Source organism: Halosolutus halophilus (genome assembly GCF_022869805.1).
Classification (GTDB): domain Archaea; phylum Halobacteriota; class Halobacteria; order Halobacteriales; family Natrialbaceae; genus Halosolutus; species Halosolutus halophilus.
The window spans coordinates 2,648,771-2,663,370 of sequence record NZ_CP094974.1 but is presented as its reverse complement, the minus strand read 5'-3'; the positions used below and the strand labels follow the sequence as shown (position 1 = coordinate 2,663,370).

The window sequence follows — 14,600 nt, the reverse complement described above, 5'->3', positions numbered from 1 at the left end:
GATCGACGCGTAGATTTCAGTGGAGAGCTATGACAGACAAACCCCACCAGAACCTGGCCATCATCGGCCACGTAGACCACGGGAAGAGCACGCTGGTGGGACGCCTCCTATTCGAGACCGGGGGTGTCCCGGAGCACATCATCGAACAGCACCGCCAGGAAGCCGAGGAGAAGGGCAAGGGCGGCTTCGAGTTCGCCTACGTGATGGACAACCTCGCCGAAGAGCGCGAGCGCGGCCTGACGATCGACATCGCCCACCAGGAGTTCGAGACGGACACGTACTACTTCACGGTCGTCGACACGCCCGGCCACCGCGACTTCGTGAAGAACATGATTACGGGGGCGTCGCAGGCGGACAACGCCGTCCTCGTCGTCGCCGCCGACGACGGCGTCGCACCCCAGACGCAAGAACACGTCTTCCTGGCGCGGACGCTCGGCATCAACGAACTGATCGTCGGCGTCAACAAGATGGACATCGTCGACTACGAGGAGAACCGCTATCGCGAGGTCGTAGCGGAGGTCAAGGAACTCCTCGATCAGGTCCGTTTCGACACCGAAGACGCGAGTTTCATCCCGATCTCGGCGTTCGAGGGCGACAACGTCGCCGACCACTCCGACAACACGCCGTGGTACGACGGGCCGACGATCCTCGACGCCCTGAACGACCTGCCGGAGACGGAGCCACCGACCGACGCCTCGCTGCGCCTCCCGATCCAGGACGTCTACACGATCTCCGGGATCGGGACGGTTCCGGTCGGACGGGTCGAGACGGGCCAGATGCGAACCGGCGACGACGTCGTCTTCCAGCCGTCCGACGTGGGCGGCGAGGTCAAGACGATCGAGATGCACCACGAGGAGATCGACCTCGCGGGACCCGGTGACAACGTCGGGTTCAACGTCCGCGGCATCGGCAAGGACGACATCCGCCGCGGAGACGTCTGCGGCCCCGCGGACGATCCTCCGAGCGTCGCGGAGACGTTCCAGGCCCAGATCGTCGTCATGCAACATCCCTCGGTCATCACGGTCGGCTACACGCCGGTCTTCCACGCCCACACGGCCCAGGTCGCCGGCACGATCGAGTCCCTCGATCGGAAGATGGATCCGGCCAGCGGCGAGGTCGACGAAGAAGAGCCGGACTTCATCCAGTCCGGCGACGCTGCCGTCGTCACCGTTCGCCCGCAGAAACCCCTCAGCATCGAACCGTCGGACGAGATTCCCGAACTCGGGAGCTTCGCCATCCGCGACATGGGCCAGACCGTCGCCGCCGGCAAGGTCCTCGACGTCAACGAGAAGTAGCGGCGGCCGGGCGACGTCATCGTCGCCGAACGGCCGGTTCCGGCCGTTCGACGTCGATTTCGTGGCCGACTGCTCGCTCGTAGACGTCGAGCAGCCGATCGATCGTCACCGACTGACTCACCTTTTCTGCGGCGGCGCGGCCGTTCGATCGGTCGCCACGCTCGAGGACCTCGACGAGACTGCGGACGAGTTCGCCGTCGGACGTCGCGACCCGCGACGGTTCGACGCCCGCGAGTCGCTGTCTCACGTCGCCCACGTCCAGCGAGACCACTGGGAGGTTACACGCGAGGGCCTCTTTGACCGAGGTCGGGGACCCCTCGCTGTCAGAGGTGAGCAACAGTGCATCGGCGGCGTTCATGTACGTCGGGACGGTCTCGTGATCGACGCCGTGAACGACCTGCAGGTTGACCGGTCGATCCACGTGGTGGTCGACGGCCGCGACGATCTGTTTCGCACGGGGATAGTTCTTGACGGTCCGTTCCGGGGAGTAGGGAAACAGGACGTGGTGTTCGTCGGCTGCCCAGCCGACGCGCGCTCGCGCTCGTTCGCGGTCTCGCGGCCGGAACAGGTCGAGGTCGATCCCGAAGGGGATCACGGTACAGTCCGATCCGAGGGTCCGTTTCATCCCGTCGGTCATGACGACTACCTCGTCACAGCGCGGCGCACACACTCGCGTGAGCGGTCCCGCAGGGCCGTTGAGGTCGGTTCCCCACAGGGTGAGCACGACCGGGAGCCGACGCTGTGCGAGCGCCATCGGTGCCGTCAGTCCGTAGTGTGCGTGGAGGAGGTCGTATCCGTTGCGGGCTTCCCGGATCACCTGGGGAAAGTATCGGAGATAGTCACTCGGGCTCCGGGATTCGCTCGCCGAGACCTGACCCGGAACGGTGAGTCGCTCGAACGACACGCCACGTCGCTCGAGCGCGGTGATCTGTTGATCCATGAACGGGGCGTCGTCGTACGTCGTAAGGGCGAGCACATCCATCGATCGGCGTTTCCCACCCTCTAACGGGTACGCGCATTGTTAATGATCTGCTTTCCTCTCGGTCGCGACGACACTCACGTCCGCGGACGGACCGTAGGCAGACTGAACAGCATCGTCGGCCCTGTACCGTTCGCATTACAATACGAACCTAGATCCCGTACTACCGGCGGTAAATGGCCCCAAACTCGCGAACAGGAACGTCCTTCTCACGGGGGGTGTGGATCAATCGGATCCAAAATTGTCAATGATCTCATCAAACGAGGTCCGAACCTAATCCGCGTGCCGGACAACAGCGAATCGAGTCCGATCCGAGGTCACGACGGAGCGGTCCGTTCGCGAGCGGATCGCGACCGCCGTCGTCCGCCGAACGAACCCGTAACCGGCTTCGGCCGGGACACTCGTCCGGGCCGGTCATCGCGGATTTCCACCGATCGTCGCGCTCGCGGACGGGTGTTCTGTTCTTCCGTCGCGTTTTCTGGATCAGAAAACGCGCTGGCGGGTTGAAGAGGTAACCGCGACACGGTTCTCGTGGGGAACGACAGAATCCGAAGCCCACCCGACGCTTCCCCCTCACTCGATCGCCGACTGCGTCGAGTGTTCGACGACGCGTGTGCGGGACCCTCCCGTGACCCCACATCCTCCGTCACGCACATCCTTCTTCCATCGCTGCTTCGGCCCTCCAGTCGGTTCCCGTCGTTGGGTTTCGTCGATCGCCTTCGATTCTTCGCAGTCGTCGCTCGTTCGCGTCGGGTCGCTAATGCTGCCCGTACAGCGAATACATGATCGCAGCCAGTCCGAACAGCCGACTGACGTTCTCGAAGAACACCGTGACGACCTGGTCCGGACTGGCGAGCGTGTTGATCGTGACGTTGATCACGAACGGACACAGGGTGAGCAACAGCAGTCCGATGGCGAGATAGAGCATCGACCGTGCGTCGTTGCGTCGGTACCCGCGGTACGCCTGGTACGCGATGAGCGTCCCCATGATCGCGACGAGGAAGAGCGTCCCGATGGTGAGGAGTTCGAACACCGACGCCTCGTCGATGCGGACGACGTTCCCGTTCATCGCATCCCCTCCCACATCCGCGTGAACTTGTCCGCGACGTCCTCGTCCTGGTAGGTCAGTTCGAGTTCGAACGAACCGTCATCGAGCGACAGTTCCAGTCGATCGAGGTTCGCACTGTAGATGCTGTAGTGGTTGCCATCCGGAGCGAGTTCCGTCTCTTCGTTCACGAGTTGACACTCCTCGAGACGGTCAAGACGACGATAGATCGTCGGCAGGGAGGCGTCACACCGTTCACTCAATGTGCTAGCGGACATGGGTTCGACGCTCGTTTCGGTGAGGATCTGTCGGGCGTAATCGTCGTCGAGAACGGCGAGCACCGTCGACAGATCAGTCTCCTCACTCACTGCTACCGGATGGTTCCGGAATAACTATGAAAAGCATCCCGGTTTTTCTGGTCGAGAGAATCCGCCGTACTGCGGATCGATAGCTGCGGATGCGGCCCAGTTTACCGATCGATCGACGGTTCACTCGCGGTTGGGTTCGATCTCGATTTCGTGCGCGAGTCGCTTCCGCCGTGCGTCTCGCCACTCCGCCTCGTCGCAGTTTTCGAGACGAGAGCGATCTAGCAGGCAGCGGGTGGCAGTTCGCCGTGGGGATCCCCGTCGCGAAGAACGTGGTACACGTCGCGTTCCGCGGCGACGGATGCGCCGAAAGTGGACCATCTCCGGTCGGGACGATCTATTTTGAGACTGATAGTCTCGTGGGACGTATTCACGTCCACCCTCGGCAATAATAGGCGCGAAGCGACGAACGATGCTCAAACTGGCGGGCGGGGCTGGCGTGGTCGGGTGTTCGATGCCTGGTGGGTGTCTCGGCTCCGCCGCCAGTACCAGCTATCGATGGACGTACGACGTTGGCGGGGAACTTCCCTCGGATCGGTCCGGCGGGCGAGCATCCCGTCGCTGCGGAAAAACACAGTTTTAGGGTCGTGGAACCGTAGCGTACGAACAGATGGCTCCCGGCGTCGATCCCGCCGATCCGCGATTCCCTCCCGTCGGCAGTCCGGACGGACCGTGGGTGATCGATCGCCACCCGCCGGGAGCGGTGCCGCGAACCGGAGCCGGAGCCGAAACCAGAACCGGGGACGGCGAGGTGATCGAGCCGTGAGCAACGTCGCCGTCGTGGACGCGATCGACGCGTACCTCCAGCGGAAAGCGGTGGGCGATCCGGACGGGTCGGGTGCGGGAACGTACGCGACCAACGCCGAGTCGATCCTCCGACGCTGGGCGGAGTGGCTCGAGGGTGAGTACGGCGTCACGACGCTGTTCGAACTCGAGACCGCACACATGCGCGCCTACGCGGCCGAACTGAACGAGCGGACGTCGAAGGGTCAGTACACGGCCTCGACCGCCGGCACCTACTACGCGGTCGTCCGGGCCTTTCTCTCGTGGTGTGTCCGCGGCGGGATCGTAGGGGAGAATCCAGCCGCGACGGCACACGCCGAATCGGCGCTCCCGTCGGGGGACGATCGATCGGAGCGAGAGAGCTGGACGGCCGACCAGCGGCGCGCCCTGGAACGGTACGTCCGCGACCGCGCACTCGAGACGTCGAGCGAGGACTCCGAGGAACGCCGGTCTCGACTGCGCGAGTACGCGATGGTCGCGGTGCTCGCCCACTCGGGTGTGCGTGGCTCGGAACTGTTTCGGGTGCCCGAGGACGACCGCCGGACGGGTGCGACGTGGGACGACGTCGACTTCTACACCGGGACGATCCGGGTGCTGGGGAAGTCCCAGCGACTCGAAGACGTGCCGCTCCCCGCGCCGGCACGGACGCCGCTGCGCAAGTACCGGATCGTCCTCGATCCGCCCGCGAACGACTGGCCGCTGTTCCCGACGCGCCACGCCCCGTCGATCGCGCGTCGCGTCCGGGAGACCCTCGCCGAGCGCGGTCACGACGACGCGGAGATCGATGCCCTGCTCTCGGAGTCGACGGCCCAGGAGCTCGCGCGGGAGCGATCGATCGCCCCGCCCGCGATCACGACGGAAGGCGCACGATCGGTCCTCAAACGGCTCTGTCAGGAGGTCGATATCGACGTCGAGGGCGATTACCTGACGCCCCGCGGCGTCCGTGTCGATTCGGGCGACGATCGGTTCCGCCGGGAGGCGACCTCGTCGAAACCGGCACTTCGTGCGTCCGTCGACGAGCAATCGATCGCCGTTCCCGAGGACCGGCCGTCGGTGTTCGACGACGTGAGTAAAGAGGACGAGTCGACCGACTGAGTTCGTCGAGCGAGCCGAGGGCATCTGCGCATCTGCGGTCCATCGAGCGCTCGCCTGTCACCTTCCGACGTTCCGTCTTCGAGACGACGGCCGTTCCGCCTTCACCACGAGGCGCGTACCGGCCCGATCGGGTCCGAAACCGTCCAGTGTCCCTGAAAAAGGAGTATGGTCCCACGTGACGTAGCTCCGTCTATGAACGCCGAGTGTGAACACTGCCACTGGCACGGGACCGCGAACGAACTCAACTGGATGATCGTCGAAGACGACGACGCCGTGGGCGCCAGGCGGGTCTGTCCCGAGTGTCGGCACGCCGATATCGTTCTCGTCGCGTGAGGCGGCCGGATCGGTGCCCGTCAGACGACGAGCAACCACAGGATGACCGTCACGATGATCGTCAGCAGGAAGACGGTCGTTCCGATCCCCGCTCGGAGGTGGATCGTCGACGGCCGGCCCCCGTCGGTCGGCTGGCGTTCGTCGACGTCGACCATCCAGTCGGGGAGCCGGCCCGCGGCCGCGTCGACGGCGAGGACGGGATTGTTCCCGACCCAGTAGCAACGCGTGACCGCGCCGACGACGGCGGCGTCGACGGCGGCGAAAGTTTCGGTAACGGCCAGCATCGTCCAGCGGCTGACGGAGTACGTCGCGGGGTAGACGACCATCGCCGGATCGCCCAGATCGAGCTTCGAGAGCGGTTTTCGGACGACGACGAACGTGAGGGCAGCGACCCCCGTCAGGATCCCGGCCGTCTCGAGGTGGGACGGACTGTAGGGATGGAGGTGGCCCTCGCCGCCGGAATACGTGAAGGCGAAATCGCTCCCGTGAATCGTCGGCGCGAGGTTGGCCAGTCCCTGCCACCAGACGCCAAAGAGGAGACAGGCGCCGCCCAGCCCGAGCATCGCGACGATCTGGCCGGGCTTTGCGTCGGCGACCTCGACGTCGCTCTCGCCGTGGAAGAAGACGTAGTAGCCGAGCTTGATGAACGAGAGCAGCGTGCCGATCGCGCCGAGCCAGAGCAGCCAGTACAGCGCCTGATATTCGGGCTGTCCGTAGTAGTGCGGGTCGGCGGCGTCGAAGATCATCCCCTTGCTGACGTAGCCGTTGAACCCGGGAATCGCGGTGATCGAGAGCGCACCGAGTCCGAACCCGATCGCGGTTAGCGGCATCTCGCGCCAGAGACCGCCGAGCCTGTAGAGGTCCTCCTCGCCGGTGCGGTAGATGACGACGCCGACGGCCATGAACAGCAGGCTCTTGAAGAGCACGTTGTTGAACAGGTGGCTCATCGCGCCGGCGACTGCGAGATTGGATCCGATTCCGATTCCGGCCACGATGTAGCCGAGCTGGGCCTGGATGTGGTAGGACAGCAGCGCCCGCATGTCGTGTTGCAGCAGCGCGAACGTCGCGCCGTAGACGGCCATCAGGCCGCCCATGTACGCGACGTAGATCGAGAGGTCGCTCTCGCCGCCGACGGGGAACGCCCGGTAGAGGACGAACGCGCTCGTCTTGGTCGTGTAGACCGAGAGGAACACCGACGCCGCGATGTGCGGTCGGGGGTAGGTGTCGGGCAGCCAGGTGTGAAAACCGATGAAGGCGACGTTGACGCCCATCCCGAGCACCGCAAGCAGCGCCGGGATCCCGTCGGCGATGCCGGCCTCGGTGTAGACGAACGTCCCGGTCTGGACGTAGTGGACGGCGACTGCCATCATCACGAGCACGCCGCCGGTCCCGTGGAAGATGGCGTACCGGAAGCCCGCTCGAACCGCCTCGCCGCCGTAGTGCCAGACCACCAGCGTGCTGGTCACGGCCATCAGCTCCCACATGAACAGGAGGACGAGCCAGTCGCCCGCGAATGCCGCCCCGATCGACGAGGCGACGTAGACGAGCGCGAACGCGACCAGCGTCTCGCTGGCCTCGCTCGAGTAGGCGTAGATGACGCTACAGATCCCGAGGAATCCGAGCCCGAGGCCGACCATCCGGGAGAAGTCGTCGACGTAGAACGGGACGACCTCGAACCCGAGGAAGGTACCGGCCAGGTGCTGGCCCTCCGGCGCGACCAGCGAGATGGCGAGTACGGCCGCGAGGCTGAGCGCGCCGACCGCGAAGCCGGCGATTCGCGGCAACGCGAGCACGAGCAGCGCCGCCGCGAAGACCAGCAGCGGCGGGTAGGCGAGCGACAGGAATTCGATCGCCATCAGTCGTTCACCTCCGTCAGGAGTTCGTCGAACGGAACGTCAGTCAGTTCCTCGAACGGCATGCCGAAGACGGCCTCGACGATCCGGATCGCCAACTCGAGGAAGACCGCGTAGTCGGGACCGATCCCCAGGACGATCGCACCCGCGGCGATGACGGCGATCGGTGCGAGCATGAGCCACGTACTCTCGGCGAACGGCGAGCGGCGTTGCCAGCCCTCGGCGGGCGGGCCGCCGGTGAGGTGGTCGTCGTGGTCGCCGTGGTGGTCGACGCTGCTGACCCGCTCGCCCTCGGATCGGTCGGGGATCTCGGCATCGCTGGGGTACTCGTCGACGGCGTACTCGTACTCCTCGTCGGGCGCTTCGGTCTCGTCCGACGGTTGCTCCGCGTCGGACGTTTCGGAGCGGTTCGTTTCACCGCCGTCCGCGGCGACGTGTTCGTCGTCCGGCTCACCCGCGCCGTAGGACTGGAGCACGCCGCCCAGCGGGAACTCGAGGAACGGTTTGGCGTTGTGCCGGTCCTCGCTCTCGAAGAACGCGGTGTAGACGACCGGCCAGAAGTAGCCGATGTTGAGCACGGCCGAGAGCAGGAGTGCACCGGCGAACAGCCAGTAGCTGCCGCCGACGTCACCGGCCCCGATCAGCATGTAGAACTTACTGACGAAGCCGGCGATCGGCGGCAGGCCGGCCATGCCGGCCGCACCGACGGTAAACGCGGTCATCGTCAGCGGCATCCGCTTCCCGATGCCGGCCATCTCGCTGATGTAGTCGGTGTGGGTCTCGACGTGGATCGCGCCGGCACAGAAGAACAGAGTGAGTTTCGCGAACGCGTGCGCGGGGATGTGAAACAGCGCGCCGACGACCGCGTACGGGTGTAACAGCGAGAGCCCGAGCACGATGTAGGAGAGCTGTGCCGTCGTCGAGTACGCGAGCCGCCGTTTGAGGTGGTCCTTGCGGAGCGCGATGATGCTCGCCGCGGTCAGCGTGAACGCGGCGACGAGAGCGACCGGGATGTTCAGCCCGACCTCACCGATACCGGGCACGTCCAGCGGCAGGTCGTGGATCAACCCGGGGCCGTAGACGTCGAGGATGACGCGAGCGATGCCGAAGGCACCGGACTTGACGACCGCCACCGCGTGGAGCAGCCCGGAGACGGGGGTCGGCGCGACCATCGCGTCGGCGAGCCAGGAGTGGATCGGCATCAGCGCGGCCTTGACGCCGAAGCCGGCGATCAGCAGGAAGAAGGCCGCCTGCGCGTACCCCGGTTCGGCCCCCGCGGCCGCGGCGAGGGCCTCCATCCCGCCCGCCTCGAAGGCGAGCGTCGGGCCCTGGTCGACCAGACTCGTGAGCCAGTAGATCATGGCGGTGCCGGCGAGCAGAAAGACCCCGCCGCCGAAGAACGTGTACGTGAGGTACTTTCGCCCGGCGATGCGGGCCTCGTCGTCCTCGTTGTGGGCGACCAGCGGGTAGGTGACCAGCGACAGCAGTTCGTAGAAGACGAAGATCGTCACCAGGTTCGCCGCGAACGCGATCCCGACGGCGGTCGAGAGGCTGGCCGCGAACGAGGCGAAGAAGCGTGTCTGGGAGTGCTCGTCGAGCCCGCGCATGTACCCCGTCGCGTAGAAGGCCGTGAAGATCCAGAGGAAACTCGCGAGGAGTGCGAAGAAGATCCCCAGCGGATCGGCACGCAGGGCGAAGTCGATCCCGTCGAGGAACTGGATCCCCGTCGAGTCCGCGAGACTCCACGTGTAGACGGTGCCGTCCATGACGGCGGGGAGCATGCTGGCGATGATTCCGAACTTCGCGAGGGCGGCCAGGACGGACCAGCCCTCGCGGAGGTTCGGACGGCGATGCGAGGCGACGATCAGGACGATCGCCACCGCCGAGACCAACACGGCAGCCAGCGGACGGATATCTGCAACCATCAGTTGATCACCTCGGTGAGGAACGGCTCGAGCAACTCGGCGAACGTCCCGCCCGCGAAGCCGAGCGCGACGGCACCGAGCGCGGCGACGACGACGATCGCGATCATGCCGGCCGAAACGGCGTCGGGGGTGGCTCTGCCGCCGTCGCGGATGGCAGCGGCGGCGGGCCCCTCGTCGTCGAACCCGGAGTCGGTGGTGTCGGAGTCGTCAGTACCGGCGTCGCCGCCGTCCGTCGCCACCGGCTCCGCCGCGTGGGGTCGTTCGACCGCGGTAGGCGGCGTGAAGTACATCTTCTCGAGCAGGCGGGCCGCGTAGGCGAGGGTGAGCATGGTGCTGAGGAAGATCACGGCGGCGACCGGCCAGATCTGCGATTCGACCGCACCGAGGGCGATGTACCACTTGCCGACGAAGCCGACGCCCGGTGGGACGCCGACGAGCGAGAGCAGGAGGACGGCCATCGCGCCGGCGGCGATCGGTCGCTCCTTGGCGAGTCCGGTGTACTCGTCGACGGTGCGAGCGCCGTAGCTCGCCGTGACGAGCGCGGCCCCGAGAAAGAGCCCGGCTTTCAGCAGTCCGTGACCGACCAGGTGGATCGCGGCTCCGATCAGTGCCGTTTCGGAGTTGCCGGCGATGACGACTCCGTAGGCGGCGATGACCAGCCCGAACTGTGAGACCGACGAGTAGGCGAGCATCCGTTTGACCTCGGTCTGGATCACGGCGAGTGCCGTGCCCGCGAGGACGCTCACGCAGCCGACGGTGAGGACGATCGGAGCCGCGTTCGGCATCGCGGCGAGGTACTCGACTTCGAAGACGGTGACGATCAGCCGTCCGAACGCGTACGCGGAGGCCGTCGAGACGAGCGCCGCGATCAGCGGCGTCACGCCGTCGGGAGCCTGCTGGTAGGCGCTGGGCTGCCAGGTGTGCAGCGGCCACTGAGCGACCTTGACGGCGAAGCCGACGACGATGAACGCGAAGCCGGCCCGGATCAGGACGGGCCGTTCCGCCGCCGGAATCGCCGACGCGAGTTCGACCATGTTGAGCGTCCCCGTCGCCATGAACACGAAAGCGACGCCGATCAGGTACATCGACGCGGCGACGGTCCCCAGGATCAGGTACTTCAGGGCGGCGACCGCCGACTCGGGGCCGTCGCCGCTGGCGACCAGCGCGTAGGTCGCGAGACTCGTGATCTCGAGGAAGACGAAGAGGTTGAACACGTCGCCGGTCAGCGAGATGCCGAGCAACCCGCCGGTGAGCAGCAGGTAGGCGGTGTAGAAGGTGTTCCCGCGCGGGCCGCCGCGACGCGTGTACGCGAGGACGCCGGCGGCGACGCCCGTCACGAGCAGGGCGATCGGCGTCGAGAACTCGTCCGCGACGAGTTCGATCCCGTACGCCCGGGGATAGCCGCCGAGCGTGTGAATCACCTGCCCGTCGGTGTAGACGACGCTCGCGAGGGCGACGGCAGCGGCGAACAGCCCGGTCGTCGTGATCGCGGCGACGGGCCACCCGGTCCAGTCGTACCGCAGGCCGAGCGCGATCGGGAGCGTCGCCGCGAGGATCGGCACGACGATCAACAGCGGGAGGAGCAGGTCGACGTTACTCATCGGAACGCACCTCCCTGAGGGTATCCTCGCGGAGCGTTCCGTACTCCGAGTAGATGCGGATGATCAGCGCCAGTCCGACCGCCGTCAGCGCGATCCCGACGACGATAGCGGTCAGCACGATGACCTGGGGCAGCGGGCTCGCGACCAGGACCTCTCCGGGGTTCTCTTCGTGAGGGACGATCGGTGCCGCGCCGCCCTCGACGTAGGCCATCGAGATGAAAAACAGGAAGATCGCCGTCTGGAAGAGGTTCACGCCGATCAGCTTCTTCACGAGGTTCTCGTTGGCGATCATCATGTAGAGTCCGACACCCAGCAGGACGAACAGCAGGGCGTAGGTGTAGCGGCTTGCGAGCAACTCAATCATCGTCGCTCACCTCCGTGTCCACAGGTCTCCGGTCCTCGCCTGCGCCGCTGGTTCCGCCGGTCCCGCCTCGGCGTTCGGGCGTAAACCCTGCTGCCATCGCGAAAAAGAGGGTGATGATGACCCCCGAGACGATCAGCGAGATGCCGCCGATCTCGACGGCCTCGAGTCCCCACTTCGGTTTGATCTGGAAAACCTCCTTGAGCTGATAGAACTCGAGAAAGTTCCCGCCGAAGGCGATCATCGCGAGGCCGATCGCGCCGAAGACGACGACGCCGCCGGTGACGAGTCCGACGAGGAACGAATTCCGAAGCCACTGTCGGGTCGGTTCGATCCCGAAGGCGAAAGCGAGCATGAGGACCGTGACGCCGACGATGGTGCCACCCTGGAACCCGCCACCGGGGGCGTCGCCCCCGTGGAAGGTCATGAACAACCCGTAGGTGAGCGTAAACGGTGCGATGATCTTCACGGCGGTCATGATCACCTGACTCTCGGTGTAGGTATCGTCGAACGATTCGGGCATTTAGGCGAACACCTCGCGGTTCAACACGAGCAGCGTCGAGATGCCGGCGGCGAAGACGACGACCGCCTCGCCGAACGTGTCGAACCCACGGTAGGCAGCAAGCACGGACGTGACTGCGTTCTGAACGCCCGTCTCGTGGTACGTCTCCTGAATGTAGTGTTGTGTCACGTCGGGGTTCGACCAGACGGGCGTCTCCGTGAGTCCGACCGCGTACATCTCGGGCAGGACCGCGGTAGACAGGAGAACCACGAACGCGCCGACGGCGACGACTGCCGGGACGTGAATCCGCTCTCTGAGTTGATCGGTCGAGGGTCGCGCCGTCCGAGCGATCGTCAGCAACAGCAGGAGCGTGGTGACGCCGGCACCGATCGCGGCCTCGGTCATCGCTACGTCGGGAGCGAGCAGGAACGTATAGAGGATCGCCATCCCGAGGCTGTACGCACCGAAGACGATGATCGCCGACAGCACGTCCCGGAACAGCGCCGTGGCGACCGCGGTCGCGAGGATAAAGACGACGAGCGTGTACGCGAGCGCGCTCATCGCGACTCACCTCCGGAGTCGATCGTCACGTCGGCCTCGTCGTCTGTCTCGTCGGCGAGCAGGGGTTCCACGCCCGTTTCCGCCGCGGATCTGGCGATCGCGTGTGCCGCTGTGGGGTTCGTGATGAACACGAAGAACAGCAAGAGGACGGTGTATACCGTCGCTTGCTGCCAGCCGAACGCTACCGCGACGCCTGCGAGCGCGAAGCCCGCCCCGAGCGTGTCCGTCTGGGACGCGGTGTGGGCCCGCGCGTAGATGTCCGGGAGGCGGATAACGCCCACCGTCGAGACGAGCGTGAAGAGCACGCCGAGTCCGAGGAGGCCGACGACGGCCCAGAACCGGATCGTCTCGATCACAGCACACCACCCCGCTCGACGGTGAACTTCGAGATAGCGATCGACATCAGGAAGTTCAGCAGGGCGTAGATCAGCGCCACGTCGAGGAACCACGCCTGGTCGAGTGCCGCCGCCAGCAGGGCGAGGATCACGACCGTATTCGTTCCCAGAACGTTCACTGCCAGCAGCCGATCCTGCGTCGTCGGTCCCGCGACGGCGCGATAGAACATCGCGATCGCGAGGACGACGAACAGCGTCGCGGCTGCGAGAAAGACGTCGGAGAGCGGAACCGGCGTCACAGTTCGTCACCTCCGACGATCTCCGCGTCGTCGCGTTCGCGCGGGGAGGGGATCCTGGCCGACTCTCGGCCGTAGAAGACGAACCGAATCGCACGCTCCAGTCCGCCGTCGAAGAGGTCTTCGCGGGCCGACGGAATCAGCGTGTGGACGAGCAGTTGCTGGTCGTTGGCCCGGACCGTCAGCGTCCCCGGCGTGAGCGTGATGCTGTTCGCGAGTGCGAGCAGCGGCAGGCCGCTCCTGACGCGAGCGTTGACCCGCGTCAGCGTCGGCTCGATCGGCATCGACGGTCGGAGGATCACGATCGAGACCGCGATATTGGCCTTGACGATCTCCCAGAGCAGATACGGGATGTAGACGACGAACCGGAGGGTCCGGAGCGGGGACCGGACGCGATCGAGCGGCACCGAAAACGTCACCCGCGCGAGCGAGAGGGCGACGATTCCGGCGACCGCCACGCCGGTGACGAGATCGAACCAGTAGGTCGGATCCCCGAGGATGAGGTAGAATCCGTAGGAGATCCAGAACATGGCGAACAGTCGGTCGAAGCCCTCACCGGCCCCGACGAGGCGCCCGTGACGGGCCGGCCGCTCGACCGGTGCCTCGTCGTATGCCAACCCGAGACGCTCCAGTTCGCGCTCGAGCGGCTGGAGCATCTGTGCGGTGACGCCGGGCTGGTACTCCGGATCGAGGACGATTCGGTCGATGCCGTGATCGTCGACGTAGGCGTCGAATATCTCGGCGTAATCACGGGGTCCAAAGAGGTACTCGTCGGCACCGATCGCCGCAGTCTCGATCGTCACGTCGGTGTCGCCGGCGTCCTCTTCGACCCAGTTTCGCGCCCGCGAGAGCAACTGCTCGGCGCCCTCGCGTTGCTTGTCGCTCTCGGGCACGTCGGCGTCGTAGGGCAGCGCGACGACGAGGTGACACTCGAGCGAGTCGGCCGACTCGAGGGCGTCCCGGACGGCGTAGCCGATCGTTTGCCGGACGGTCACCGTGTCCGACAGCGGGACGAGCACGCGTTCAGCCGCCATGGAGGTCCCCTCGTGGTGACCGTCGTTGGGTACTCATGACTCCAGTCGTTAGTCGGACCAAGCGGTAGCCGTAGGAAAACGATTTCGTTATTCGCCAGTCATCCCGTGATTCCGGCGGAGTTTTTCAGATCGGTACCGACGGTGCGGGTCCGTTCACCCGCATCAGCCGACGAAAGGGCGGCGAGTGGCGATACCTCGATCTCGGGATCGTAAGTTTTACAATCTGAGTTTCAGTAC

16 protein-coding genes are annotated in these 14,600 nt (G+C 65.8%); 4 read left to right on the top strand and 12 right to left on the bottom strand.

Annotation, left to right across the window (positions count from 1 at the left end):
* The first annotated feature begins 29 nt into the window (after positions 1 to 29).
* Entirely contained in the window at positions 30 to 1,295 is a 1,266-nt protein-coding gene (gene tuf / locus MUG98_RS13005; protein WP_265107875.1) for a translation elongation factor EF-1 subunit alpha, read from the top strand.
* 16 nt (positions 1,296 to 1,311) lie between these two features.
* Here the strand turns inward: tuf and MUG98_RS13000 are convergent, their stop codons facing one another.
* The 3 genes from MUG98_RS13000 to MUG98_RS12990 all read right to left on the bottom strand — a co-directional run bounded on the left by MUG98_RS13000 (position 1,312) and on the right by MUG98_RS12990 (position 3,687).
* Positions 1,312 to 2,277 carry a glycosyltransferase gene (locus MUG98_RS13000; RefSeq protein ID WP_265107874.1) on the bottom strand — a complete coding sequence of 322 codons (966 nt, stop codon included), beginning with the start codon at positions 2,275 to 2,277 and terminating at the stop codon, positions 1,312 to 1,314.
* A gap of 754 nt (positions 2,278 to 3,031) precedes the next feature.
* A complete protein-coding gene (locus tag MUG98_RS12995) occupies positions 3,032 to 3,343 on the bottom strand; it encodes a DUF7521 family protein (protein ID WP_265107873.1) in 312 nt (103 codons plus the stop codon).
* A complete protein-coding gene (locus tag MUG98_RS12990) occupies positions 3,340 to 3,687 on the bottom strand; it encodes an ArsR/SmtB family transcription factor (protein WP_265107872.1) in 348 nt (115 codons plus the stop codon). Before MUG98_RS12990 ends, MUG98_RS12995 begins: the two co-directional genes overlap by 4 nt.
* Before the next feature lie 607 nt (positions 3,688 to 4,294).
* Here MUG98_RS12990 and MUG98_RS12985 point away from each other — a divergent pair.
* From MUG98_RS12985 to MUG98_RS12975, 3 genes are all read left to right on the top strand, one after another.
* Entirely contained in the window at positions 4,295 to 4,450 is a 156-nt protein-coding gene (locus tag MUG98_RS12985; RefSeq protein ID WP_265107871.1) for a hypothetical protein, read from the top strand.
* Positions 4,447 to 5,562 carry a tyrosine-type recombinase/integrase gene (locus MUG98_RS12980; RefSeq protein ID WP_265107870.1) on the top strand — a complete coding sequence of 372 codons (1,116 nt, stop codon included), beginning with the start codon at positions 4,447 to 4,449 and terminating at the stop codon, positions 5,560 to 5,562. The genes MUG98_RS12985 and MUG98_RS12980 overlap by 4 nt, the downstream gene beginning before the upstream one ends.
* A gap of 192 nt (positions 5,563 to 5,754) precedes the next feature.
* A complete protein-coding gene (locus MUG98_RS12975; protein ID WP_265107869.1) occupies positions 5,755 to 5,895 on the top strand; it encodes a hypothetical protein in 141 nt (46 codons plus the stop codon).
* 20 nt (positions 5,896 to 5,915) lie between these two features.
* Here MUG98_RS12975 and MUG98_RS12970 read toward each other — a convergent pair whose 3' ends face one another.
* From MUG98_RS12970 to MUG98_RS12930, 9 genes are read right to left on the bottom strand one after another with little or no spacing between them, the layout of a single operon-like run.
* Positions 5,916 to 7,751, bottom strand: coding sequence for a Na(+)/H(+) antiporter subunit D (locus tag MUG98_RS12970; protein WP_265107868.1), 1,836 nt, complete (start codon positions 7,749 to 7,751; stop codon positions 5,916 to 5,918).
* Positions 7,751 to 9,673 (bottom strand): proton-conducting transporter transmembrane domain-containing protein, encoded by a 1,923-nt coding sequence (locus MUG98_RS12965; RefSeq protein WP_265107867.1) that lies wholly within the window; start codon positions 9,671 to 9,673, stop codon positions 7,751 to 7,753. The genes MUG98_RS12970 and MUG98_RS12965 overlap by 1 nt, the downstream gene beginning before the upstream one ends.
* On the bottom strand, positions 9,673 to 11,274 hold the full coding sequence (locus MUG98_RS12960; protein ID WP_265107866.1) for a proton-conducting transporter transmembrane domain-containing protein: 1,602 nt from the start codon (positions 11,272 to 11,274) through the stop codon (positions 9,673 to 9,675). The genes MUG98_RS12965 and MUG98_RS12960 overlap by 1 nt, the downstream gene beginning before the upstream one ends.
* The gene (locus MUG98_RS12955; protein WP_265107865.1) at positions 11,267 to 11,638 is read right to left on the bottom strand and encodes a cation:proton antiporter subunit C; all 372 of its coding nucleotides are present in this window, start codon (positions 11,636 to 11,638) and stop codon (positions 11,267 to 11,269) included. The genes MUG98_RS12960 and MUG98_RS12955 overlap by 8 nt, the downstream gene beginning before the upstream one ends.
* Complete coding sequence (locus tag MUG98_RS12950) at positions 11,631 to 12,158, bottom strand: MnhB domain-containing protein (protein WP_265107864.1); 528 nt, start codon at positions 12,156 to 12,158, stop codon at positions 11,631 to 11,633. The genes MUG98_RS12955 and MUG98_RS12950 overlap by 8 nt, the downstream gene beginning before the upstream one ends.
* Positions 12,159 to 12,698: a DUF4040 domain-containing protein gene (locus MUG98_RS12945; RefSeq protein ID WP_265107863.1), complete on the bottom strand. Its 540-nt coding sequence runs from the start codon at positions 12,696 to 12,698 to the stop codon at positions 12,159 to 12,161.
* Positions 12,695 to 13,054, bottom strand: coding sequence for a monovalent cation/H(+) antiporter subunit G (gene mnhG, locus MUG98_RS12940; protein WP_265107862.1), 360 nt, complete (start codon positions 13,052 to 13,054; stop codon positions 12,695 to 12,697). Before mnhG ends, MUG98_RS12945 begins: the two co-directional genes overlap by 4 nt.
* A complete protein-coding gene (locus MUG98_RS12935; RefSeq protein WP_265107861.1) occupies positions 13,051 to 13,332 on the bottom strand; it encodes a cation:proton antiporter in 282 nt (93 codons plus the stop codon). The genes mnhG and MUG98_RS12935 overlap by 4 nt, the downstream gene beginning before the upstream one ends.
* Positions 13,329 to 14,363 (bottom strand): monovalent cation/H+ antiporter subunit E, encoded by a 1,035-nt coding sequence (locus MUG98_RS12930; protein WP_265107860.1) that lies wholly within the window; start codon positions 14,361 to 14,363, stop codon positions 13,329 to 13,331. Before MUG98_RS12930 ends, MUG98_RS12935 begins: the two co-directional genes overlap by 4 nt.
* Positions 14,364 to 14,600: the final 237 nt, after the last annotated feature.